Origin of the sequence: Vreelandella sulfidaeris (assembly GCF_042429665.1) — a bacterium.
Taxonomy (GTDB): Bacteria; Pseudomonadota; Gammaproteobacteria; order Pseudomonadales; family Halomonadaceae; genus Vreelandella.
Genome location: NZ_JBHMAC010000011.1, coordinates 206,625 through 229,298, shown reverse-complemented (window position 1 = coordinate 229,298; position 22,674 = coordinate 206,625). Strand labels below are relative to the sequence as shown.

At 57.4% G+C, this 22,674-nt stretch carries 23 protein-coding genes; 20 read left to right on the top strand and 3 right to left on the bottom strand.

Annotated elements, in window-relative coordinates; genetic code table 11:
* The first annotated feature begins 331 nt into the window (after positions 1–331).
* The 9 genes from ACFFLD_RS13015 to cobJ are packed head-to-tail and all read left to right on the top strand — an operon-like array spanning position 332 to position 12,285.
* Positions 332–2,059 (top strand): AAA family ATPase, encoded by a 1,728-nt coding sequence (locus tag ACFFLD_RS13015; RefSeq protein WP_386041560.1) that lies wholly within the window; start codon positions 332–334, stop codon positions 2,057–2,059.
* Entirely contained in the window at positions 2,056–2,649 is a 594-nt protein-coding gene (gene cobO / locus ACFFLD_RS13010; protein WP_386041302.1) for a cob(I)yrinic acid a,c-diamide adenosyltransferase, read from the top strand. The genes ACFFLD_RS13015 and cobO overlap by 4 nt, the downstream gene beginning before the upstream one ends.
* Complete coding sequence (locus ACFFLD_RS13005; protein WP_386041300.1) at positions 2,649–4,058, top strand: cobyrinate a,c-diamide synthase; 1,410 nt, start codon at positions 2,649–2,651, stop codon at positions 4,056–4,058. Before cobO ends, ACFFLD_RS13005 begins: the two co-directional genes overlap by 1 nt.
* A 19-nt stretch (positions 4,059–4,077) precedes the next feature.
* A complete protein-coding gene (cobW, locus tag ACFFLD_RS13000; protein ID WP_386041298.1) occupies positions 4,078–5,187 on the top strand; it encodes a cobalamin biosynthesis protein CobW in 1,110 nt (369 codons plus the stop codon).
* On the top strand, positions 5,187–9,005 hold the full coding sequence (gene cobN / locus ACFFLD_RS12995; RefSeq protein ID WP_386041296.1) for a cobaltochelatase subunit CobN: 3,819 nt from the start codon (positions 5,187–5,189) through the stop codon (positions 9,003–9,005). Before cobW ends, cobN begins: the two co-directional genes overlap by 1 nt.
* Positions 9,002–10,177, top strand: coding sequence for a cobalamin biosynthesis protein CobG (locus ACFFLD_RS12990; protein ID WP_386041293.1), 1,176 nt, complete (start codon positions 9,002–9,004; stop codon positions 10,175–10,177). Before cobN ends, ACFFLD_RS12990 begins: the two co-directional genes overlap by 4 nt.
* Positions 10,161–10,790: a precorrin-8X methylmutase gene (locus ACFFLD_RS12985; RefSeq protein WP_386041291.1), complete on the top strand. Its 630-nt coding sequence runs from the start codon at positions 10,161–10,163 to the stop codon at positions 10,788–10,790. Before ACFFLD_RS12990 ends, ACFFLD_RS12985 begins: the two co-directional genes overlap by 17 nt.
* Positions 10,787–11,524 carry a precorrin-2 C(20)-methyltransferase gene (gene cobI / locus ACFFLD_RS12980; protein ID WP_386041289.1) on the top strand — a complete coding sequence of 246 codons (738 nt, stop codon included), beginning with the start codon at positions 10,787–10,789 and terminating at the stop codon, positions 11,522–11,524. The genes ACFFLD_RS12985 and cobI overlap by 4 nt, the downstream gene beginning before the upstream one ends.
* Positions 11,521–12,285, top strand: a complete 765-nt coding sequence (gene cobJ / locus ACFFLD_RS12975; protein ID WP_386041287.1) for a precorrin-3B C(17)-methyltransferase — start codon at positions 11,521–11,523, stop codon at positions 12,283–12,285. The genes cobI and cobJ overlap by 4 nt, the downstream gene beginning before the upstream one ends.
* Here the strand turns inward: cobJ and ACFFLD_RS12970 are convergent.
* Positions 12,282–13,010, bottom strand: a complete 729-nt coding sequence (locus ACFFLD_RS12970) for a cobalt-precorrin-6A reductase (protein WP_386041285.1) — start codon at positions 13,008–13,010, stop codon at positions 12,282–12,284. The two genes, cobJ and ACFFLD_RS12970, sit on opposite strands and share 4 nt — an antisense overlap.
* On the opposite strand from ACFFLD_RS12970, the gene cbiE reads away from it, so the two are divergent.
* The 10 genes from cbiE (at position 13,009) to ACFFLD_RS12920 (ending at position 20,351) form a co-directional block, all read left to right on the top strand.
* Complete coding sequence (cbiE, locus tag ACFFLD_RS12965) at positions 13,009–14,217, top strand: precorrin-6y C5,15-methyltransferase (decarboxylating) subunit CbiE (protein WP_386041283.1); 1,209 nt, start codon at positions 13,009–13,011, stop codon at positions 14,215–14,217. The genes ACFFLD_RS12970 and cbiE overlap by 2 nt on opposite strands.
* Positions 14,214–14,672, top strand: a complete 459-nt coding sequence (locus tag ACFFLD_RS12960; RefSeq protein ID WP_386041281.1) for a cobalamin biosynthesis protein — start codon at positions 14,214–14,216, stop codon at positions 14,670–14,672. The genes cbiE and ACFFLD_RS12960 overlap by 4 nt, the downstream gene beginning before the upstream one ends.
* Positions 14,673–14,746: 74 nt before the next feature.
* On the top strand, positions 14,747–15,547 hold the full coding sequence (cobM, locus tag ACFFLD_RS12955) for a precorrin-4 C(11)-methyltransferase (protein ID WP_386041279.1): 801 nt from the start codon (positions 14,747–14,749) through the stop codon (positions 15,545–15,547).
* A complete protein-coding gene (cobF, locus tag ACFFLD_RS12950) occupies positions 15,544–16,308 on the top strand; it encodes a precorrin-6A synthase (deacetylating) (protein ID WP_386041277.1) in 765 nt (254 codons plus the stop codon). Before cobM ends, cobF begins: the two co-directional genes overlap by 4 nt.
* Positions 16,309–16,379: 71 nt before the next feature.
* Entirely contained in the window at positions 16,380–16,820 is a 441-nt protein-coding gene (locus tag ACFFLD_RS12945; RefSeq protein ID WP_386041275.1) for a YtoQ family protein, read from the top strand.
* 261 nt (positions 16,821–17,081) lie between these two features.
* The gene (locus ACFFLD_RS12940) at positions 17,082–17,375 is read left to right on the top strand and encodes a BrnT family toxin (protein WP_386041273.1); all 294 of its coding nucleotides are present in this window, start codon (positions 17,082–17,084) and stop codon (positions 17,373–17,375) included.
* Positions 17,293–17,577, top strand: coding sequence for a BrnA antitoxin family protein (locus ACFFLD_RS12935; RefSeq protein ID WP_386041271.1), 285 nt, complete (start codon positions 17,293–17,295; stop codon positions 17,575–17,577). Before ACFFLD_RS12940 ends, ACFFLD_RS12935 begins: the two co-directional genes overlap by 83 nt.
* A gap of 25 nt (positions 17,578–17,602) precedes the next feature.
* The gene (locus ACFFLD_RS12930) at positions 17,603–17,722 is read left to right on the top strand and encodes a YtoQ family protein (protein ID WP_386041558.1); all 120 of its coding nucleotides are present in this window, start codon (positions 17,603–17,605) and stop codon (positions 17,720–17,722) included.
* 456 nt (positions 17,723–18,178) lie between these two features.
* Positions 18,179–19,297, top strand: coding sequence for a restriction endonuclease (locus ACFFLD_RS12925; RefSeq protein ID WP_386041269.1), 1,119 nt, complete (start codon positions 18,179–18,181; stop codon positions 19,295–19,297).
* Positions 19,298–19,436: 139 nt separating this feature from the next.
* The gene (locus tag ACFFLD_RS12920) at positions 19,437–20,351 is read left to right on the top strand and encodes a hypothetical protein (RefSeq protein WP_386041267.1); all 915 of its coding nucleotides are present in this window, start codon (positions 19,437–19,439) and stop codon (positions 20,349–20,351) included.
* Positions 20,352–20,474: 123 nt separating this feature from the next.
* Here the strand turns inward: ACFFLD_RS12920 and ACFFLD_RS12915 are convergent, their stop codons facing one another.
* Positions 20,475–20,939, bottom strand: a complete 465-nt coding sequence (locus tag ACFFLD_RS12915; protein WP_386041556.1) for a DUF1203 domain-containing protein — start codon at positions 20,937–20,939, stop codon at positions 20,475–20,477.
* A gap of 387 nt (positions 20,940–21,326) precedes the next feature.
* Positions 21,327–22,061: an SDR family NAD(P)-dependent oxidoreductase gene (locus ACFFLD_RS12910; RefSeq protein ID WP_386041265.1), complete on the bottom strand. Its 735-nt coding sequence runs from the start codon at positions 22,059–22,061 to the stop codon at positions 21,327–21,329.
* An 87-nt stretch (positions 22,062–22,148) separates the two neighbouring features.
* Here ACFFLD_RS12910 and ACFFLD_RS12905 point away from each other — a divergent pair, with 87 nt between their 5' ends.
* Positions 22,149–22,520, top strand: coding sequence for a winged helix-turn-helix transcriptional regulator (locus tag ACFFLD_RS12905; RefSeq protein ID WP_386041554.1), 372 nt, complete (start codon positions 22,149–22,151; stop codon positions 22,518–22,520).
* The last annotated feature ends 154 nt before the right edge of the window (positions 22,521–22,674 follow it).

Below are 22,674 nucleotides of genomic sequence, written 5' to 3'. Positions count from 1 at the left end.
ATTGCTATGTTATAACATATTATATAAGCGTAATGTCAATTATTTACACTATGTTAACGTAAACTTAGTCGCGCTGCAGATAGCGCGCTTGGCGCGATAAACTGGCCTCTACTTAGCGCCTCCTCTATACTGAAAATCATTGTAAATACTTTGTTTACCAATGGCTTTATCGAAATTTTCTTGATGGGCATGAAATAATTTCAAGCCTGTTCTGGTGTTCGCAGGCCGGCGAATCGAGTAGTTTTACCTGCTCTAAAGCAAGGTTCCATTCGGCCAAGCCGTTTTATGATGTCACTGCCCACTCAAGCCAAACTCATTTTTACTCATGGTGATGCCTGTGGTTGAGTTTCCCTTTACCGCCGTCATCGGCCAGCACGCGCTTAAAACGGCACTATTGCTCAACGCCGTCAATCCGCGCATCGGTGGAGTGTTGATCAGCGGCCCCCGTGGCAGCGCAAAATCCACGCTGGCCCGGGCGCTGGCGGCCATTCTTCCTGAATCGAGCCGAGGGCCATCACCGTTTGTCACGCTGCCGCTGGGTGCTTCTGAGGAGCGCCTGACCGGCAGTCTGGATCTTCACAAAGTACTTGCCGAGCGGGAGGCCATCTTTAACGAGGGGTTGCTGGCCAAGGCTCACGGCGGCGTGCTTTACGTCGATGAGGTCAACCTGCTGCCTGATACCCTGGTCGACTTGCTGCTTGATGTAGCGGCCAGCGGCACCAATATCGTCGAGCGCGACGGTATCAGCCACTCCCACTCAGCGCGTTTTAGCCTGATCGGTACCATGAACCCCGATGAGGGCGAGCTGCGCCCGCAGTTGCTCGACCGCTTCGGCCTTTGCCTTGAGCAGCCAACCTCGATCAAGGTGGAAGAGCGCATCGCCATCGTGCGCCAGCGCGAAGCGTTTGATCGTGCCCCTGATGCCTTTGTAGAACAGCATGCCGACGAGCAGCAGGCGCTGACCCAGCGCATCGAGCGCGCCCGCGAACAGCTTGAAGCGGTGACGGCGCCCACTTGGGTATACGAACAGATCGCCAAGCGCTGTGAAGCGGCGGGCGTAGAAGGTTTACGCGCCGATGTGACCTGGCATCGCGCTGCCCAGGCCCACGCCGCCTGGCGTGGCGGCGACGTCATTGATCAAACCGATATCGATACCGTCGCTCCCTGGGTGCTGTCGCACCGGCGCACGCAGGAAGAGACGCCGCCCAGCTCGAACAATCCGCCACCTGCTCCGCCATCTGAACAGAGCGGCGGCGGCTCGCCGCCAGCTGGCAGCAAAGGCAAACCAGAAAGCGGCGCAGGGCAGCCGGGCGATGCGGGGCAGTGGGGCGCGATGCCTCCCGTTAACCAAACCCTGCAGACTGAAGCGGCGGCCATACCTGAAGCCCAAATGCTGCCGGGTATTCAACGCGGCGCTGCTGAAGGCGGCGCCCGCAAGGGCCACCAGTTGGGGCAAGGGGCTTATAAACGCACGCTGCCTCCCGCGCCGCGCCTGGATACGTTTGCAACGCTTGTCGCCAACCGCGGCGCGTGGCCCTGGCAAACACTCCGCTACCGCCCAGCGCGGGCTGGTCAGCCAAAGGTACACCTGGTGCTACTGGATACCTCTGGCTCAACGTTGGGCCAGCGTCTGCTGGGCCGTGCCAAGGGCTGGGTTGAGTCACTTGCCCGCCAAGCGTACCTGGGGCGTGAGCAGATGGCGGTGTTTGGCTTCGGCAACGACGCTATAACGCCGCTGCTGGCCCGCCAACGGGCCCCCAAAACGCTGGCCGCCAGGCTCAATCAAGCCGGCGGCGGGGGCGGCACGCCGCTGCGCCGGATGATCCTGCAGGCAGGCCAACTGGTGCGCCAGTGGCAACGCCACGAGCCGGGCCTTGCGATTTACACCTACCTGATTACCGACGGGCGCACCCGGGAATCCCTGGCGGGTCTGGCGCCCTTGGGCGACTGCCTTGTGCTGGATACTGAAGGATCAAGGGTCAAGCGCGGTAAGGGGGCAAGGCTTGCCCGCGAACTTGGCGCGCGCTACCGCACACTGCCAACCAAGGAGTTCACATGACGGACCAGCGCCACCAAAGCCGCATGCAGCGCAAGAAAGACGTCGTCGATGAGCGTATCAGCAAGGCCACTGAAGAGCGTGGCGTGCTGATTCTGCTCAAGGGCAACGGCAAGGGCAAAAGCAGCTCTGCGTTTGGCACCATGGCGCGCTCGTTGGGCCACGGCCAGCAGTGTGCCGTCATCCAGTTCATCAAGGGCCGCCGGGAAACCGGTGAGTACCTGTTCTTTCGTGACCACCCCAAGCTCGACTGGCACATCATGGGTCACGGGTTCACCTGGGAAACCCAGAACCGCGAGCGGGATATTGAAGCTGCCGAAGCCGCCTGGGCCATCGCCAAGGAGCTGTTAGAAAACCCGGCCTACAGCCTGATCGTACTTGACGAGATGAGCTATATGTTCAAGTACGGCTATCTTGACCCTGAGCCAATAGTCGAAGCACTGAAACGCCGCCCCGCTCACCAAAACGTGATCATCACTGGGCGTACCATGGCCACACCTTTACAAGATATAGCCGACACCATCAGCACGGTGCAGGACGAACGCCACGCCTTTCGTGGCGGCGTTAAAGCCCAAGCGGGGATCGAATACTGATGAACACACCCGTTACCTGTCCGGCGCTGTTTATCGCCGCGCCTGCCTCAGGCCAGGGAAAAACTACCGTGACGGCTGGGCTTGCGCGCCTGCTGCGTAATCAAGGCAAGGTCGTGCGGGTGTTCAAGACCGGCCCAGACTATCTGGATCCGCAAATTCTCGCCCAGGCATCCGGTCAGCCGGTGGATCAGCTCGATCTCTGGATGGCAGGCGAGGCCTACTGCCGCCAGCGCTTTTATGACGCCGCCTGCGAGGCGGATCTAATTTTAGTCGAAGGCGCCATGGGCTTATTTGATGGCGAGCCCTCAAGCGCTGATCTCGCGGCCCTGTTTGGTATTCCCCTGGCGATTGTCATGGATGTCAAAGGCATGGCTCAGACCGCCGCCGCGCTGGTGATGGGCCTTGCAAGCTTTCGCGACGATATCCATATTGCCGGGCTGATTGCCAACAGCTGCGGCTCGGCGCGCCACCGGGAATTGATCGAAGGGGCACTGCCAGCCTCTATCCCGCTTCTGGCCACCGTGCCCCGCGACCCGGCGCTGTCGCTGCCCGAACGCCACCTGGGCTTGGTGCAGGCCGCCGAAATTCGTGAAGACCTGGAAGGCCGCTTTGAAGCCGCTGCCCTGGCGCTGGAAGCCGCTGGGCTGCTTGAATCACTCGCCGCACTTTCGCCAGTGAGCTTTTCGGCGCCAGAAGACGCGCTTTCTTTTTCAGCGCCCGAAGACGCGCTTTCTTTGGTGGCACCGGCGTTGGCCGGCCAGACGATCGGCGTCGCCCGGGATGCCGCGTTCAGCTTTATCTACCAGGCCAACCTGGATTTACTCGAGCAGATGGGCGCTCGGCTGCGCTTCTTCTCGCCGCTTGTCGATCAAATGCTGCCCGAGTGCGATGCGCTGTGGCTGCCCGGCGGCTACCCGGAGCTTCACGCTTCGGCACTTTCAGCGAACGCTTCCATGCGTGAAGCGATTCAGGCGTTTTTTGCAGCCGATAAGCCTATTCTGGCCGAGTGCGGCGGCATGCTCTACAGCCTGGAAACCCTGACCAGCTATGATGACAGCACTCACACCATGCTGGGGCTGCTGGCAGGCCACGGTGCCATGCGCGGGCGGCGCGGCTGCCAGGGGATGCAGACCGCCGAGCTTCCTGAAGGCGCCATTCGCGGCCATGCTCATCATCGTTCTTTGGCTGAACAAACGCCGGAACCTATTGCCCATGGCCGCCGTCAGCGCCACCCCGCACCAGGGGAGCCGATCTATCGCCAGAAACGCCTGACGGCGACCTACTTGCATCTGTTTTTCCCGAATAATCCTGCCGCCGTGGCGCGCCTTTTTAGCCACGATCTTGACGACGATTCAGCGCCGCACGATTCAAAACAAGCCGGTTCAGCGCAGGCCACTGCCGCAAGCTAACAAATTGAGGAATCCTCTCATGCAGTTAAATAAAATTCCCGCCACGGTGGTCACCGGTTTTCTGGGCAGCGGCAAGACCACGTTGCTTGCCAATATTCTGCGTCAAGTGACCGGCAAGCGGATTGCGGTGATCGTCAATGAGTTCGGTGAGCAGGATATCGACTCCAGCTTATTACGCAGCTGTGCGCTTTCATGTGAACCGGGCTGTGAAGACGAGCAGCCGGTAGAAGGCGATGACAGCGGCATTTACGAGCTGGCCAACGGCTGTATCTGCTGCACCGTGGAAGAAGAGTTTCTGCCGGTGATGAAAAAGCTGGTGGCCCGGCGCGACGATATCGACCATATCCTGATCGAGACCAGCGGCCTGGCGCTGCCCAAGCCGTTGGTGCAGGCGTTTAACTGGCCGGAAGTGCGCCAGCACTGCACCGTGGATGCGATCATTACCGTGATCGATGGCCCGGCTGTCGCCGCTGGCCGCTTTGCCAATGACGAAGATAGAGTCGCCGCCCAACGCCTGGCCGATGACAGCCTGGATCATGACCCCAGCCTGCAGGAGCTGTTTGATGATCAACTAAGTGCCGCCGACCTGGTGCTGGTCAGTAAGGCCGATCTACTAAGCGCCGATGACAAGGCACAAGTTGAAGCGCTGATTGCCGCGCGCGTGCCAGCATCGGTGAAAACGCTGTTTATCGATCAGACCCTAACCACCGACACCGTTCAGTTGGAAGCGCTGATGGGAATTCAGGCTGCCAGTGAGAGAAATATCGACAGCATTGCCAACCACCATGATCGTCACCATGCCGAAGGCGCACACCACGACCACGCACATGATCACTTCGACTCCTGCGTGATTACCCTGGGCGAAGTGGATGGCGCCGCACTTGAACAGAAGCTGCAGGCGCTGCTGGAAAGTCACGAGATTTACCGCGCCAAAGGCTTCGCGGCTATTCCCGGCAAGCCGATGCGCCGGGTGATTCAGGCGGTGGGTGAGCGCCTGGATGGCTACTTCGACCGGCTGTGGGGACAAGATGAGCCGCGCCAGACCCAGCTGGTGTTTATTGGCCGTGGGTTTAATAGCGCCGAGTTACATGACGCGCTAGCCAGCGCCGAGACTGCGGCCAGCGTTTAATGCATCTATTTGCCGCCAAGCCCGGAGGCTTTGTCGATGATGAAGGCATCGTCGACTTGCAACAAAGCCCTGCCGATATCGTCATCATGTCCGCCGCCGACAGCAACCTGTCGGCGCTGGCCCAAGCCGCCGAGCGGTTGGGTGAGGCGTACCCGTCGGTGCGCCTGGCCAACTGGATGAACCTGGTCAAGCCCGCCGCTTATGATCTCTATGAAGATCGGGTGCTGGAAAAGGCCCGGCTGGTGGTGGTGTCGCTTTTGGGCGGCAAGGGCTACTGGCAGTATGGCCATGAGCGCCTGCTGGCCTGGGCGGCGGCGAAGCCTGCGCGCCAGCTAATACTGGTGCCGGGCTGCGACGCGCCGGATGACGCGCTGCTGGAAGACTCGAGCATCGGTTTTGATGACGCCTACCGCGTTTGGCGCTACCTGCGCGAAGGCGGCGTGGATAACGCAGAAGGGCTTTTGCGTTTTATTGCCAGCCATTGCCTGGGCCGTGAGTTTGCCTGGCAGGAGCCCAAGGTGATTCCGGCGGCAGTGATTTACGCGCCTCAAGAGGGTGCTCCAACCCGCCAGGCGGCCAGCCTTAGCGAGTGGCGTGAAAAACGCCAGGCCGGGCGGCCGGTATGTTTGCTGCTCTTCTATCGTAGTCATTTGCAGGGCGCCAATACTGGCGTTATCGATGGCATGTTGGCGGCGCTGGAGGCTCAGGGGCTGGCGCCGCTGGCGGTGGCCGTGGCCTCGCTTAAAGAAGGGCCGTGCATCGAGTTTGTGAATCATCTGATTGAGCAGACCGGCGCCATGCTGGTCATCAATACCACCAGCTTTTCGGTAAACCGCAACGCCGATGAAGCGGACGGGCGGGGCGGCGACGTAGCACAAAGCCTGTTTACAGGCAGGCCCGTGGTGCTTCAGGCGATTCTTGCCAGCAGTACCGCGGAGGACTGGCAGGGCATGGCCGCTGGTTTGCACAGCCGTGATGTGGCGATGCAGATCGTGCTGCCCGAAATGGATGGGCGGGTGATTACCCGGGCCGTCGGGTTTAAAGCCGAAGCTCACTACAATGAGCGCTGCCAGCTCTCCATTACCCACCATGCCCTGCACCCGGAGCGCGCCGCCTTTGTTGCCACGCTGGCGCGGCGTTACTGTGCGCTGCGTGAAACGCCCAACGCGCAAAAACGTATTGCGCTGGTGATGGCCAACTACCCCAACCGCGATGGCCGGATCGGTAACGGCGTGGGGCTGGATACACCTGCCTCGACGCTGAACATCCTCAACGCCATGGCGGCGGCGGGCTACCCGCTTTCTGAGCTGCCCGCAGACGGCGACGCATTGATCCGCCTGCTCCAGGGGGCGGTTACCAATGACCACGCAAGCCTTGATCAGCGCGCCTGTTGGCAGAGTATTGGCGTTGATGAGTACCTGGCCTGGTTTGAAACGCTGCCCGAAGCGCTCAGGCAAACCGTGTGGACGCGCTGGGGGGCGCCGGAAAACGACCCCAAGTGCCGCCAGGGACGGCTGATGATATCCGGCATCCGCCTGGGCGAGACCTTCGTGGGCATTCAGCCTGAGCGCGACTTTATCGAGGATTTGACCCAGTCCTACCACGATATGGAGCTGGCCCCGCCGCACAGCTATCTGGCGTTCTACCTGTGGCTGCGCGAGCACTATCAGGTCGAAGCAGTCATTCACGTAGGCAAGCACGGCAATCTGGAGTGGCTGCCGGGCAAAAGTACCGCGCTAAGCGCCGACTGCTGGCCGGATATTGCCTTGGGCCCGCTGCCGCATTTTTATCCGTTTATCGTCAACGACCCCGGCGAAGGCGCCCAGGCCAAGCGGCGCAGCCAGGCGGTGATTATCGACCACCTGATGCCGCCACTGGCGCGCGCCGAGCTTTACGGCCCCATGGCCGAGCTTGAAGCGCTTACCGATGAGTACTACCAGGCGCTGGATATGGACCCGCGCCGCGAGGCGTTGATTCGCGAACAGATATTGGCGCACCTGCGCGAGACCGGCATCGACCAGGAACTGGCCCACGCGGTCCAAGGTGAGTGCGAGGCCGAGATTCTCAATGCCCTGGATACCTTCCTGTGCGATATCAAGGAAGCTCAGATTCGCCATGGCCTGCATATCCTCGGCACACCGCCCCCGCTTGAAAAGCGCGCGGGCACGCTGGTGGCGCTGCTGCGCCTGCCCAGAGGTGAAGCCGTGGCCCAGCGAGGCCTGTTGCACAACCTGGCCCGTGATCTAAAACTGGACATTGACCCGCTGGCTGCCAGCAGTGAGCCGTGGCTGGGCGCAAAACCGGCGATTCTAACCGAGCAGCTGGACGCCGCCTGGCGCAGCGGTGCGGATACCCGCGAGCGCCTGGAGCTCCTGGCCGAGCAGTGGGTGAGTGATTACGTGCTGGCTGATGGTTGCCTTGAGACGCTGACGAAGGATTACCCCGCCACGGCAGAGCAGCTGCGCTTTGCCCGCACGCTGTGGGCGACCATGCAGCGTGGCGTGACCATGGAAATTCAATCGCTGCTCGATGGCCTTGACGGTATCTTCGTGCCCGCCGGGCCCAGCGGCGCGCCGAGCCGTGGGCGGCTGGATACGCTGCCCACCGGGCGCAACTTCTTCAGTGTGGACAATCGCTCGATTCCATCGCCCGCCGCCTGGACGCTTGGTGAAAAATCCGCTCAGGCGTTTGTCGAGCGCTACCTGCAGGATAACGGCGACTACCCGCGCCGCCTGGGACTTTCTATCTGGGGCACCGCCACCATGCGCACCGGTGGCGACGATATCGCCCAGGCTTTTGCACTGATGGGCGTGCGCCCCAAGTGGTCGCTGGGTTCCCAGCGGGTAATAGATTTCGAAGTAATCCCTTCGATGCTATTGGGCCGCCCGCGGGTGGATGTGACGCTGAGGGTCTCGGGGTTTTTTCGCGATGCGTTCCCCAACGTGATCCGCCTGTTTGATGCCGCCGTGCAGGCGGTAGCGAGCTATGAAGAGCCAGGTGATAGCAACACCATTCGCCAAGCGGTGATGGCGCGCCAGCATGTGCTGGAAGCAGAAGGGTTAAGTGCCGAGCAGGCGGCTCAGGAAGCGAGCTACCGTATTTTCGGCAGCAAGCCCGGCGAGTATGGCGCGGGCCTTAACCGGTTGATTGAGAACCGTAGCTGGGAAAACGCCGATGATTTAGCCGAGGCGTACCTGGGCGCAGGCGCCTACGCCTATGGTCAGTTTGCTGATTCCGGTACCGCGGCGCGAGGCGCCTTCGAGCAACAGCTGCAAGGGCTGGACGCGGTGATGCAGAATCAGGATAACCGCGAGCACGATATTCTCGATTCCAACAGCTACTACGCTTTTCAGGGCGGCATGGCCAACGCCAGCCGGTCGTTAAGCGGGCAGGCGCCCATCATCTATCACGCCGACCACGCCAACCCGGCCGCGCCCAAGATCCGCACGCTGCAAGAGGAGCTGGCGCGGGTGATTCGCTCGCGGGTACTCAACCCCAAGTGGATCAACGCCATGCGCGAACACGGCTATAAAGGCGCGTTCGAGATGGCTGCCACGGTGGATTACCTGTTTGCTTATGACGCCACTACCGATCTGGTCGCCGACTACCAGTACGCCCAGGTTAGCGACGCCCTGGTGCTGGATAAGACCAATCAGCAGTTCCTGCGCGATCACAACCCGGCCGCGTTGGAAGAGATGGCCGAGCGACTTATGGAAGCCGCCCAGCGCGGCATGTGGCAAGACCCCGGCGAGCAGGGCCAAGCGCTTCAGGAGCTGCTGCTGGAAATGGATGAAGCCAAAGAGACCGCCAGCCTATGAACAGCAATTCGCACGCTGACTCGTCAGGCAGCCCACGTATCAAGGGCTGGTGCCCCGGCGCATGGCGGCCCATGACTACCGGCGATGGGCTACTGGTTCGCGTGCGACCGCCGTTGGGGGAGCTTTCCCGCGAGCAGACGCTGGCATTATGTGAAGCCGCCGAGACATTCGGCAGCGGTCTGATCGAGCTGACCAGCCGAGCCAATATCCAGCTGCGCGGCATGACAGAGGCGACCTGGGCACCGCTGATGGAATTTCTTGTCGAGCAGCAACTGGTAAGTGACAACGCTAAGATAGAGCGCCAGCCACAAATAATGCTGGCACCTGCGTGGCAAACAGGGGACGACACTCATACCATTGCCCAGCAATTGCAGGCGCGGGGCGTTGAGCTTGCCGAAATGCCCGGCAAGGTAGGTATTGCGATAGACGCCGGAGAAGCGCCAGTGCTGAGTGACAGCGCCGCCGATTTTCGTGTTGAGCGCTCGATCGAGGGCAGGCTGCTGGTACGTGCCGAGGGCTACGCGCTCGGCACAGCGGTAGCCGATGCCGAGGCCGCCGTGACGCTTTTAATCCGCCTGACCCATTGGTTCATGCAAAGCGGCGGCGAGATATCTCGCCGCATGGCGCGCCACCGCGCGCCGTTGCCTGTTTGGGCAAGCGCTGATATGCCCCCAGCGCCCCCTGGCAGCAAACTGGCCATTGGTGACCATGGCGCAGGGCGGGTTTACGGATTGGCCTTTGGCCGCGTAGACGCTGCCACGCTGCGTGCTCTGGTAACGCCCCGCGCTGTCAGTCATGTGCGCATAACGCCCTGGCGGCGGCTTTGGGTCAACGGTGCGACAGCCCCTGTGACTGCTGGCGTCATCAATGACGAAAGCGATTCCCGACTACTGATGGATGCCTGCCCCGGTGCGCCTTACTGCGCCCAGGCCAGCGTCGCGACCCAGCCACTCGCCCAACGGTTGACGCCCCACGTTGAACAGCGTGTCCATATTTCGGCCTGCGCCAAAGGCTGCGCACGGCAGCAACCCGCGCCTGTGTGTTTAACCGGTCGCAATGGCCGCTTTGATGTGATTATTGACGGCTGCGCCGATAGCACGCCGCAAGTCGCCGGGCTTAATGAATCTGACGTATTGGACTATTTGGAGAGTTTGGGTGCCTTACACCTATGAGACCCACGGCCCGGCGATTTACCGGGAATCGTTTGCGATCATTCGCCGCGAAGCTGACCTTGAGCGCTTTTCAGCGGAAGAGGAAACCGTGGCCGTGCGCATGATTCACGCCGCCGGGCTTGTGGAACTAGCCGGGCACATCCACTTTCAAAACGATGTGGTCAACAAGGCGCGCGCCGCTTTAGAGGCCGGTGCGCCGATTTTGTGCGATGCGCGCATGGTGTCCGAAGGCATCACCCGCAAGCGCCTGCCGGCCGATAACGCGATTATCTGTACTCTGAATGATGAGCGCACGCCAACGCTTGCCCAGGAGATGGCCAACACCCGCTCGGCGGCGGCGTTAGAGCTGTGGCGCCCGCATTTGGAAGGCGCGGTCGTGGCGATTGGCAACGCGCCAACCGCGCTCTTTCATCTTCTCAATATGCTCGAAGACCCGGAGTGCCCACGCCCGGCGGCGATTATCGGCTGCCCGGTGGGTTTTGTGGGCGCAGCGGAATCCAAGGAGGCGCTGTTCGCCACGACTGAACTATCCAGCTGCATCGTACGCGGGCGTTTGGGCGGCAGTGCGGTAACGGTGGCCGCTATCAACGCCATGGCGGATCGTGTCGAATGACTCAGGATTTCACACCGGGCACCGTTTACGGCGTTGGCCTGGGGCCGGGCTGTCAGGATCTGATGAGCGTGCGCGCCGACCGACTGATTCGCGGGGCGACGCATATCGCCTATTTCCGAAAAAAGGGCCGCAAGGGGCATGCACGTAGCATCGTGGAGGGCCTGCTTGCGCCCGGCGTTGTCGAGATGCCCATGGAGTATCCGGTCACCACGGAGATACCCTTCGATGACCCGCGCTACAACGCGTTACTCTCCACGTTTTACTCGCGATGCGTGGCGCAACTGATTGAGATGAGCGAGGCCGGAGGGGATGTGGTGGTGCTTTGCGAAGGCGACCCATTCTTCTATGGCTCGTTCATGCATTTGTATACACGCCTGCTAAACCGCGTGCCGGTGTCTGTGGTGCCAGGAATTACCGGCATGTCGGCGGCGTGGACGGCCACCGGCCAGCCCATTACCTGGGGCGACGACGTGCTGACCGTGCTGATGGCGACCTTGCCGGAAGCCCAGCTTGCCGAGCACATCGCTCAAACTGATGCGCTGGTGGTGATGAAGATTGGTCGCAACCTCGACAAGCTGCGTCGGGCCCTTGTTCATACAGAACGCGAAGCTGACGCCTGGCTGATCGAATATGCCGCCATGACCAACCAGCGCGTCATTCCATTTAGTGAAGTGGAAGAGAGCGTACCGTATTTCTCGATTGTGTTGATTCATGGTAACGGGAGGCGCCCATGAGCGGCTGGCTAAAGATTGTCGGCTTGGGGCCGGGGGCGGATTCGATGATTACCCCGGAGGTAACGGCCGCGCTTGAGGATGCCACAGACGTGGTGGGCTACGTGCCTTACGTTAACCGCGTCGCCCCGCGCGTGGGGCTGACCCGTCATGGCTCGGACAACCGCGAGGAGATTCGCCGCGCCGAGCAGGCCTTGCAACTGGCATTAGAAGGCCACCGAGTCGTGGTGGTTTCTTCCGGCGACCCCGGCGTTTTCGCCATGGCTTCGGCGGTCTTTGAAGCGCTTGAAGCGGGCGATGCCGCCTGGCGCGCGCTGGATATTCAGGTGCTGCCGGGTATCTCCGCCATGCTGGCGGCCAGCGCATGCGCTGGCGCGCCGCTGGGCCACGACTTCTGCTGCATCAATTTATCCGACAACCTAAAGCCTTGGGCGCTGATCGAAAAGCGCCTGCGCCTGGCGGCGGAAGCGGATTTCGCCATGGCGTTCTACAACCCGCGCTCCAAGGCGCGCCCGGTGGGGTTTGAGCGCACGTTAGACGTTCTGCGGGAGACGTGTGAACCCGAGCGCTTGATCATCTTCGCCCGGGCGGTCTCCACGCCGGAAGAGTTGATCTGCGTGATGGCATTAAAAGATGCCATGCCGGAAATGGCGGATATGCGCACGCTGGTGATCGTCGGCTCGAAACAAACGCGGTTGATCGAGCGAGAAGGGAAGCCTTTGGTTTATTCGCCGCGCTCAGCAGGCAAACCCTGGAGCGTTTAGTGAAGCCAGGCAAGCACCTGATCAACGCTATGCACTTCATGGCGAGCGGGCAGTGCCGGGCGATCAATCATGATGACCGGCACGCCAAGCGCGCGGGCAGCGTCAAGTTTTGAAACGGCGCCTTCACCGCCAGCGTTCTTGCACACGATGCACTCGATACGGTGATTTTGTAGCAGGGCCAGATCGCCCTCCAGGGTAAACGGGCCTCTATCCACCGTGGTGGTGAAGTGGGCAAGCGGCGGCGGGGCGGTTGGCTCGTCGACCAAACGCAGCACATAGTGGTGTTGAGGCTTGGCGGCAAACGCGGCCAGGTGCATGCGGCCAATGGCGAGCAGCACGCGCTGGGCGGGGCACTCAAGGGCGCTAACAGCTTCATCGATACTCGCCACATGTTGCCAGTTATCGTGAGTAGTCGGTGCCCAGGCCGGGCGCGTCAGGGCAATCGCCGGTACGCTGGTTTGTAGGCTGGCGGCCAGCACATTGCGGCTCATCTGTGTGGCAAACGGATGGGTCGCATCAATAATATGGGTGATGCGCTGTTGGGTAATAAAGGCTGCCAAACCCTCGGCGCCGCCAAATCCCCCTACACGGGTGGGCAGCGGCTGTGCTTTAGGTGTTTTAACCCGGCCTGCATAGCTGAAAATGGCCGGGATGCCGCGCTCGCTAACGGCGCAGGCCAGCTTACTGGCCTCACTCGTACCCCCAAGAATCAGGACGTTTATCATGGCTGAGGTTAACAAGGCTCCGTGGCTCACACTGTTAGGGTGGGGGGAGAGTGGCACAGCGGGCCTGACAGCGGCAAGCTGCGAGCCGCTTGAAGGTGCCGAGATCGTGTTTGGCGCTCGCCGTCACCTACGCCTGCTTCCCCCGTTAAACGCGGATGTACGCGAGTGGCCGGTGCCGTTTCTTGATGGCATTCCGGCACTTCTCAATGAGCGCGGCCGCCGTGTAGTCATGCTGGTATCTAATGATCCGTTCTGGTTTGGCGCGGGTACGTCGCTTGTTAGCCATTTGGAATCTGGTGAATGGCAAGCACTGCCATCGCCCTCGACCTTCAGCCTGGCGGCGGCCCGCTTGGGCTGGCCGCTTGAGCGCTGCACCTGCCTTGGCCTGCACGCCAAACCGCTGACCCGCCTTCGGCCTTACCTGCAAAGCGGCCGGCGCTTGCTGGTGCTGTTACGCGATGGCGCAGCGGTAGCGGAGCTTGCCGCGCTGATCAAACGCTACGACTTTGCGGATTCCCAGATCACCGTGCTGGAAGCCCTGGGTGGTGCGGATGAGCGCATCCGCACGCTGCGTATGGATGACTCGCTACCCGATGATATCGCCCACCCGGTGGCGGTAGGCATTGAAGTCGCCGGTAACGGTCCCACGCTCCCCTTGACGCCGGGCCTGGCCGATAGCTTTTTTGAGCATGACGGGCAGATCACCAAGCAGGCCGTGCGCAGCCTGACGCTTTGCGCACTGGCCCCCAAGCCCGGCGAGCGGCTATGGGATATCGGCACCGGATCTGGCTCCATCGCCATCGAGTGGCTGCTTGCCCATCCAGATAACCAGGCTATCGGCTTCGAGCAGCACCCAGAGCGCGCCGCCCGGGCACGCCGCAACGCAGAAAACCTGGGCGTTGATTGGCTGGAGATAAACGAAGGCCGTGCCCCGGAAGTGCTCGAGAATGCTCCGCTGCCCGATGCGGTGTTTATTGGCGGCGGGCTTTCCCAGAAACTGCTGGACGCTTTATGGCAGGTTTTGCCCAGCGGCACGCGCGTAGTAGCGAATGCAGTCACGCTGGAATCCGAAGCGTTGCTGGCGCACTGGCAGCAACAGGCGGGCGGCGAGCTGCTCCGCATCGAGCTTGCAAACGCCGCATCCATCGGCACGCGCCGGGGCTGGAAAGCGAGCTACCCGATCGTGCAGTGGCGGGGCGTTCGATGACGGCGCGGGTGTTGAAAGTCGCGGGGTTTGGGTATCAAAGCCAGGCCACGCTTGCCTCGCTCGAAAAGGCGCTCGATCAGTTGATTGTCCAGTACGGCCCTATCGACCGGCTGGCAGCGGCGCACAGCATGCTGCCACTGGTTCAAGCGCTGGGCAGCGCCCGCAACCTCCCGGTAATAGATGTAGCGGATGCAAAGCTAGGCAGCGTTACCACACTGACCCATTCTGCCTACAGCCTGCGCGAAAAAGGCACCGGCAGCGTGGCCGAAGCCGTGGCGCTGCTGGCCGCAGGCAGCGGGGCGCGGCTGTTAGGACCGCGCACGGTTTCAGACGATAGAAAGGCCACGGCCGCGGTGGCGCAGACAATAAGTACCGGCTTTGTACGAAAAGTCGGCGAGCGAAGACTAGACAAGGCAAAAATCAACGAAAAAGCGGAGTTTACGGGGTGTAAATGAGTATTTTGAGGCGATTTTTAACGCAGTATTGTCGAGCGCAGGCAGTTTTCGTGCAAAGCCTAGGGAGTTGATTTATGACAGTTCATTTCATCGGCGCTGGCCCCGGCGCGCCGGATCTCTTGACGCTGCGCGGACGCGACCTGATCGCCGCCTGCCCGGTGTGCCTGTATGCAGGGTCACTTGTCCCTGAAGAAATTCTCGAGCACTGCCCGGAAGGCGCGCGCATCATTAATACCGCGCCACTGTCGCTTGATGAGATCATGCAGGAAATTCAGACCGCCCACGCCGCAGGCCAGGATATCGCTAGGCTACACTCTGGCGATCTCTCGGTGTGGTCCGCCATGGGCGAACAGCTGCGCCGCCTGCGCGCACTGGACATTCCCTACAGCGTGACCCCCGGCGTACCTTCGTTTGCGGCAGCGGCGGCAACGCTTGGCCAGGAACTCACTCTACCCGGCGTGGCTCAATCGGTAGTGCTGACCCGCACACCAGGCCGGGCCAGCGCCATGCCCGAGCATGAGACGCTTGCCAACTTCGCCCGCGCGAGGGCAACGCTTGCCATTCACCTCTCTATCCACAACCTGGCCCAGGTTGTTGAAAGCCTGACGCCTCATTACGGTAAAGAGTGCCCAGTGGCGATTGTATGGCGAGCCAGCTGGCCGGATGAGCACGTGGTGCGCGGGCGCTTATCGACGGTGGAATCGCTGATCGACCACACGCTGCAACGCACGGCGCTGATTCTGGTGGGGCCGGTACTCGAATCCGAAGACTTCCAGGAGAGCAGTCTGTACGCGGTAGGCTACGACCGCCGCTTTCGGCCACAGTCGGCGGACTCGCCCTTTGCCAGCAGCACGGGTGAAGAGGGCGGCGCATGATCACGCTCTCGCTGATCGGCATTGGCACCGGCAACGTCGACCACGTCACGCTTGCCGCCGTTCGCGCATTGAACGCCGCGGACGTGGTGTTTTTGCCCCGCAAGGGCGAGGCGAAATCGGACCTTATCGACTTGCGCCGCGTACTCTGCGGCGAGCTGCTGGAAAGTAAAAGCACCACGCAGGTGATCGAGTTTGACCTGCCCGCCCGCGACAGCGAACGCCAGTACCTAAGCGCAGTAGACGAGTGGCATAACGCCATTGCCAGCGTGTGGGCCGAGCTGATGAATAAGCACCTGCCAAACGGCGGGCGAGTAGGAATGCTGGTTTGGGGAGACCCGTCGCTTTACGACAGCAGCCTGCGCATCGCCAAGCGGCTGACGGGCAGCGGCCGCGCGGTTGAGGTCAACGTCGTTCCCGGCATCACCAGCCTGCAAGTGCTCACCGCCGAGCATAAAATCCCGCTCAACGCGCTCGCCGAACCCATCCAGATCACCACCGGCCGCCGCCTGCGTGAACGCGGCTGGCCTAGTGATGCCGCCACCGTTGCCGTGATGCTCGACAGCGGCGGGGCGTTTACCACGCTGCCACAAGCCGACACCTACATCTGGTGGGGCGCCTACCTGGGCATGGATAAGCAGTGCTTGATCAAAGGCCTGCTAAGCGAAGTAAGCGATGAGATCATCGAGCGCCGCGCCGCGCTGCGTGAAATGCATGGCTGGATCATGGATATTTACTTAATCGCCAAACAGCCTCTGCTATAACGCTGGTATTAATATGGAATGTTTTTCCATAAAATAATAAGACAACCCCCTACCAAGTTAAGGAGTACGCCATGAGTTTTTACGTGTATCTATCCGGCGAGATCCACACTGACTGGCGCGACGAAATCCAGCGCGGCGCAGAAGCCGCGGGCCTGGATATCGTGTTTACCGCTCCAGTTACCGACCATGATGCTTCTGATGCTGCAGGCGACCACCTGGGCAAGCCGGAAAGCGGCTTCTGGCGCGACCACCAATCCTCCAAGGTCAACGCCATCCGTACCCGCACACTGATCGAGCAGTCTGATCTGGTTGTCGTGCGCTTCGGCGATAAGTACAAGCAGTGGAACGCAGCATTTGATGCGGGCTACTGCTCGGCACTCGCCAAGCCCTACATCACCCTGCACAGCGAAGATATCGTTCATCCGCTGAAAGAAGTCGATGCCGGTGCCCAAGCCTGGTGCACCACCACCGAGCAGGTTGTCGAAACGCTTAAATACGTGCTGAAAGCATAACGCAAGCCATCCCTATGCAGGCCCAACCTGGCCTGCATCCCTCTTTACTTGCGACTGCTAATGGCTGGTTTTGTAGGAGCACGCTTCAGCGCGCGATGATTTCGCCACAGCAGTCAGCAACCCCGTAGCGCGGCGTAACGATTTGGCGAGGTACGAGCCAATGAGGCACCCGCATGAGCCCCGCGCGAAGGGCAGCGCCAGTTGCCCCGATGCCGCCATTTTGCTCTTGATAATACGTACCTTGTAACTACAATGTAGTGCATGAGCCATCTAACGTTTGAATGGGATCCAAAGAAGGATGCCGCCAATCTCGAAAAGCATGACGTCTCGTTCCAAGAGGCCAAAACTGCTTTTACAGACGAGTTTGGCCGTCTGATATCAGATCCCGATCATTCTGAAGAGGAAGATCGATTCATACTACTCGGCACGAGCATTCATTCTCGTCTGTTGGTGGTATGCCATTGCATTAGAGGTGGTGAGACCATTCGCATTATCTCAGCGCGAAAGGCGAATAAGCGAGAGCGAAAAACTTACGAAGGGTATAGACATGCGTGACCATTACGATTTTTCAGAGTCAGTCAAAAACCCATATGCCAAAAAGCTTAAAAAGCAGGTCACAATCCGGCTGGATGAAGACACTATCGCGTACTTCAAAAATCTAGCAGAAGAAAAAGATCTACCTTATCAGAGCTTGATTAATCTCTACCTGCGAGACTGTGCCCAGTCACATAAAGACCTCAAGCTTGAGTGGAAATGAAAGGTGAGGCGCTGGCAAGCCCTAAATCATCCTGTGCAGCGAAGATATTATCAACCCGCTTAAAGAAGTCGATGGCAGTGCCAAAGGGTTGTGTACAGCTTTTGAGCAGGTAGTCGAAACTCTCAAGTACGTGTTGAAAGTATAACGCAGGCTATCCCTATGCAGGCCCAACCTGACGGCCTACATCCCCCTTTTCCTTTCGACTGCTAATGGCTGGTTTTGTAGGAGCACGCTTCAGCGCGCTAAGGCAGCGGTAGCTGCCCCGGTACCGTCGCAATCCTCACTCTCTTTTGCCATCGCGCTCCTCATATCTCCTGGCAATATCCCGACTGAATTCAACGCTGTACTACGACCTATTGCTGACTGCTGTCACTAAATTACTACGTGACCGAAGGTAAATTTGTGAATAGAGTATGATTGTGCAGAGCAAAACGAGCGGGCACGCGAATAATTAATATGCTGCCTGAAATTTTTTATAAACTCTATAAAACAATGAGTAATGATTATTTTTTTAGGCTGCATAACATCAATGAATGTGCCGTCGCGTTTATTGATGTTATGTGGTTGGACGTATAATCACTGTTAGGTAACTCTAGAGATTATGGACGAATTTGAATATCAAAGAGTAATCGATTCAAGGTTTGTTGGTAGAGATTCGGAAGTTGAATGGCTCCGCTCTAATTTTTTTGGTAGATCTCATCGAGCTATATCAGTAACCGGAAGTGCAGGCACAGGAAAAACTAGCCTCGTAAAATATTTTCTTGCATCAAGTCGAATCGCATCCCAACCATTGTGGCTGAATCTCGAACAAGAAAGAAATTCCGAAGAAGCATTATTTGCTTTCATCGATCAATTATATGAAAACCGACCTAGTGGTAGTTTTTGTGTAGTAATTGATGGTGCCGATGGGCTTAGTGAAGATAATATTAAATTCGCTATAAGTAGAATTTATAAAATTAAGGCCACAAGAGGGCTTATTTTTATAGCACGATCTTTACCGCACTTGGATCGTGTGAGTAACCTAAATTTAGATAATCTATCTGAGAATTACGCATCTGAGTTGATTAAAGGTCTTCTGGAGAAAATATTAACTCCAGAGCAGTTAGATTTAGCCATTAAGAATTCTCATGGAAACCCTTTGGCAATGGAACTGCTTGCCAAAATGTTAGCTGGAGAAGAAGGTAAGGAAATATTAAGCGTATTAGGCGGTCAGTTATACAATTTTTCGGATGGTTTTTTGTTGCCGGAGGAGAAAATTATAACGGCCATTCGGCCGACGATAATGAGCGCTACGGATAAGCTAATCGACAAACTAAGGATGAAGCCCGAATCTATATACGACTTATCCTCCCGTCAATTTGAAGAGCTATTGGCAAGCCTTTTATCCGATATGGGTTGGGAGGTAGAGCTTACCAAAGCTACTCGTGATGGAGGAAAGGATATCTTGGCCTATTTGGATACCGATCTTGGAAAGATGCTGTGTTTGGTTGAAGCAAAAAGATACCGAAAGGACAGAAAAATTGGTGTAGATTTGGTTAGGACTTTATACGGTACATTATGTGACCATCAAGCAAATAGTGCGATGCTTATTACAACGTCTTCGTTTTCACCTGATGCAATGGCGTTTCAAAAACGTCATGAATATCAACTTCGCTTGAGGGCATTTGGTGATATTGCGCTATGGATTAAGAATTATAAAAACCGTGCTGGATTTACCTAACAAGCGCTTGCAGGCCGACAGCTGGTACTACGCTATTTTTGTGTTACTCGCTTGCGCTCAAACAATAACACAAAAATCGCTCCATACCAGCTGCGGCTGAAGCGAGCGTTAGCAATCAGAAGGGTGGGTACGAATAGTTATGACATTGCTGCAAAGTTGTTTGATTGATGTATTGAAGCCTGAAGAAGGTATTTTTCCTTATTATGAGTCATTTTTATCTAGGTACTCTTTAATTACGGTTACTGCAATCGTGTCTCAATGTAGTTTGTTGCCTGAAACTTATGAAGGTATGACAAAAGCAGACATGGATGGAGATATTGATGGGATGATTCAAGGTCTTCCCGCTGGTTCTGAAGAAAAACGAAAAGCGTATCGAATTTTTTGTTCAGGTGCCCATATTGACCCAGGAGAATCAGTTCAAGAGAATGAAAATAGGACTTTTGCATCAGAATTATTTACTCAAGATGCAAAAAAATACTCACTCTCTAATAGAGAAATGATTTTGAGAGGTTTGAATTCATCCACATTTTTAAACTACTTCTTTTTAATCGAAGATAGTTTAAAAACCATCTATATAGATTTGGTTAATCCTCGCAATAAGTTTATAAAAGGCTCGGAAATAATCGAATTTTGCTTAGGAAAAAGCATCTCCGAGGCTGATATTGTTCAGGAATTTGAAAAAGAATTGTATGCTAGAAGTAAGATATTTTTCGATATTAGATCCCTAGAAATTATGTGGAGCCTTTTGAATTTAATAAGGAATCAAATAGCCCATACAAATGGATTTTATGATGATAAAACCAAGCGATCACTAAATCGAAGAATTGAGCGCCTAGCGAAACACTATAGCGGTAATGATGATTGTTTGCTGTCGATTAACATGATTCTCGATGTTTTTGAAAATCATGAGGCGCAAGTCAAGAAGACGGGATACTTAGTCATTGATGATTCTCTTGAGAATATAATCAGAAATATTTCCATTTTTATTATGGAATCATTGTACGCTTGCAATCGAAACAAGATTGCTAACAAGGCCTTAAAGTCGGATTCGTAACAGTTGGCTCGGTTACGCTTCGCTTCACATTTTAGCCAACAATTACTCACCGCTTAAGGCGACGTTAGGCGCTGAAACCGAACGCGGCGAATACGGATGGGTTAGAGTGCGTCGTGAATCAGTTCACTCTTTGTCGATTCGACACTGGTAGCAGTTGTTTGCGGAGGACCGCACATGAAGATAAGCAACGCTTGGATCCGCAAAAAGCTCTTCTGCGTAGTCCGAAATCAGCGATCTCTGGGTAACCTTCCCTGTTCCATACCTTATTCTGTCGGATGAATCGTACCCCCGGACAATGTATTGAGCGCTATCGAGAATTGAAGGGAGATCTCTGTCGCTTTCACTCCTCTCGCATTCCTTCGCGTGCAGAAATATTGGACCCTGCTCGGAATAGGGCTGAAGTGTAGAAAATGGCCGAAACGACAGTATTAGATATTTGTCACCTTCCTCAATGTGTCGAAGGCAGTGGCGACAAGGTGTTCCGGCCCCTGTGGAGGTCGCCTGTTCGCACGGTTGCCCGTTGGCGTCAAGGCCCCCATTCTGGAGCCTCCGTACGGAGGCAGTATCAAGAGCTACAAAACGGACCATTAGGAATACCTCAATCAATGAATTTTCGTTAGGGATAGGACGACCATCATTGATAAGATTTTCTTCCAATCCGACCCGTTTCTTGCGGTATTCAGTCTATAGCTGCGCTAGATTTTTCAGGATTAGGCAAAATGGTTGAGCGGGGGGCGAAGGCAACGCCTAACAAGGCGCTGCAGTGGCGCGGATTAGACGCGATCTGCTTTCCTTGGCTCTTCGTCCGCACCACTGAGCTTGGTCGTTATGTACAGTGGAGGCCAAAATTAAAAGGGTCAGATCGACTTTATTTTGATCAATGTGAATGGGGCAGTCTGTTTTTTAACCAAGCTGATTGATTTAAAATCTATCTGACCCCTTTTGGTTCATTGCCTCCCGTTTCCCACTTAGCCGCTAAACCTGCGCGTAGCCCCCGTCAACGAATACCTCGCTCCCTGTCATAAAGCTGCTATCGTCGGACGCCAGAAACGCCACTGCGGCTGCGGTTTCTTTGGGATTGCCCAGACGCTCAAGCGGTATGGCCCGTTTCATCTCGCTCAGGGCTTCGGACGGGAGCAGTTCCATCACCTTGTCTGTTTTGGTTGGGCCAGGAGACATGACGTTCACACGAATGCCGGTTCCCCTGAGGTCATGGGCCCAGCTGCGTGCCAGATTGCGGACGGCCGCCTTGGAAGCGCTGTAGATGCTCATGGCCGGGGTGCCCATGCTGCCCACCGTGGATCCGGTGAGGATGATGGAGCCGCCTTTCTTCATCAGCGGCAGGGCCTTCTGGACGGTGAAGAGGGTGCCTTTGACATTGATATCGAAGATGTAGTCGTAGTGCTCGGGGGTGATCTGTCCCAAGCTTGCGAACTCGCCGACGCCCGCGTTGACCACCAGCACGTCCAGGCTCCCTTTCTCTTTCCGCACTGTCTCGAATACACGGTCGAGATCCTCCGGCTTCGTCACGTCCGCCTGGATACCACGGGCGTTGGATCCCAGTGCCTCAGCCGCGTTGTCGAGGACGTCCTGGCGCCGTCCGACAATAAAGACGAAGGCGCCTTCGTCGATGAGGCGTTGGGCCGAGGCTAGGCCGATGCCGCTGGCGCCGCCGGTGATGAGTGCGATTTTACCGTTTAGCCGATTCATGTTGGGGTCTCCGTGTGTGTTGACTAGATTCGCTTTAACGATATATAAATCACTTACTAATGTTCAAGTATGCACCTTTTGGTAAGTATGGTTATGGCGAAAGAAAACTCAGAAAACCCACGCTTTATTTGCGGCCTGCATGCGACGCTGCACGTGATCTCCGGAAAGTGGAAGCCGTTGATTCTGTTCTTTTTAAACAAGGGCCCGACGCGTTACGGCGAGCTCAAGCGAAGCGTCCGGGGCGTGAGCGACAAAATGTTGATCCAGCAGTTGAAGGAGCTTGAGTCCGACGGCATCGTGGAGAGAACCGACTATGGTGAGATCCCGCTGCGCGTCGACTACTCACTGACACCCTTCGGGGCAAGTCTGGTGCGGGCCATGGAGCCGCTTTGCGGCTGGGGCGAAGAGCACGAAGAGGACATTGGCGCGGCGTTGGATCGCCGGAAAGCTAGCCGGTAGAAAGTTAAGTTGGCAACGAATCACCAATGGGGTCAGATCTATTTATTTTTAACCAAACTGACTAGCTTTAAATAGTCTGGCACCCATTGTGATTATTTATAAAGTCTAGGCTTAACAAGGTGGTCAATGGGACGCCTGCTACGCTGTGCTCCGA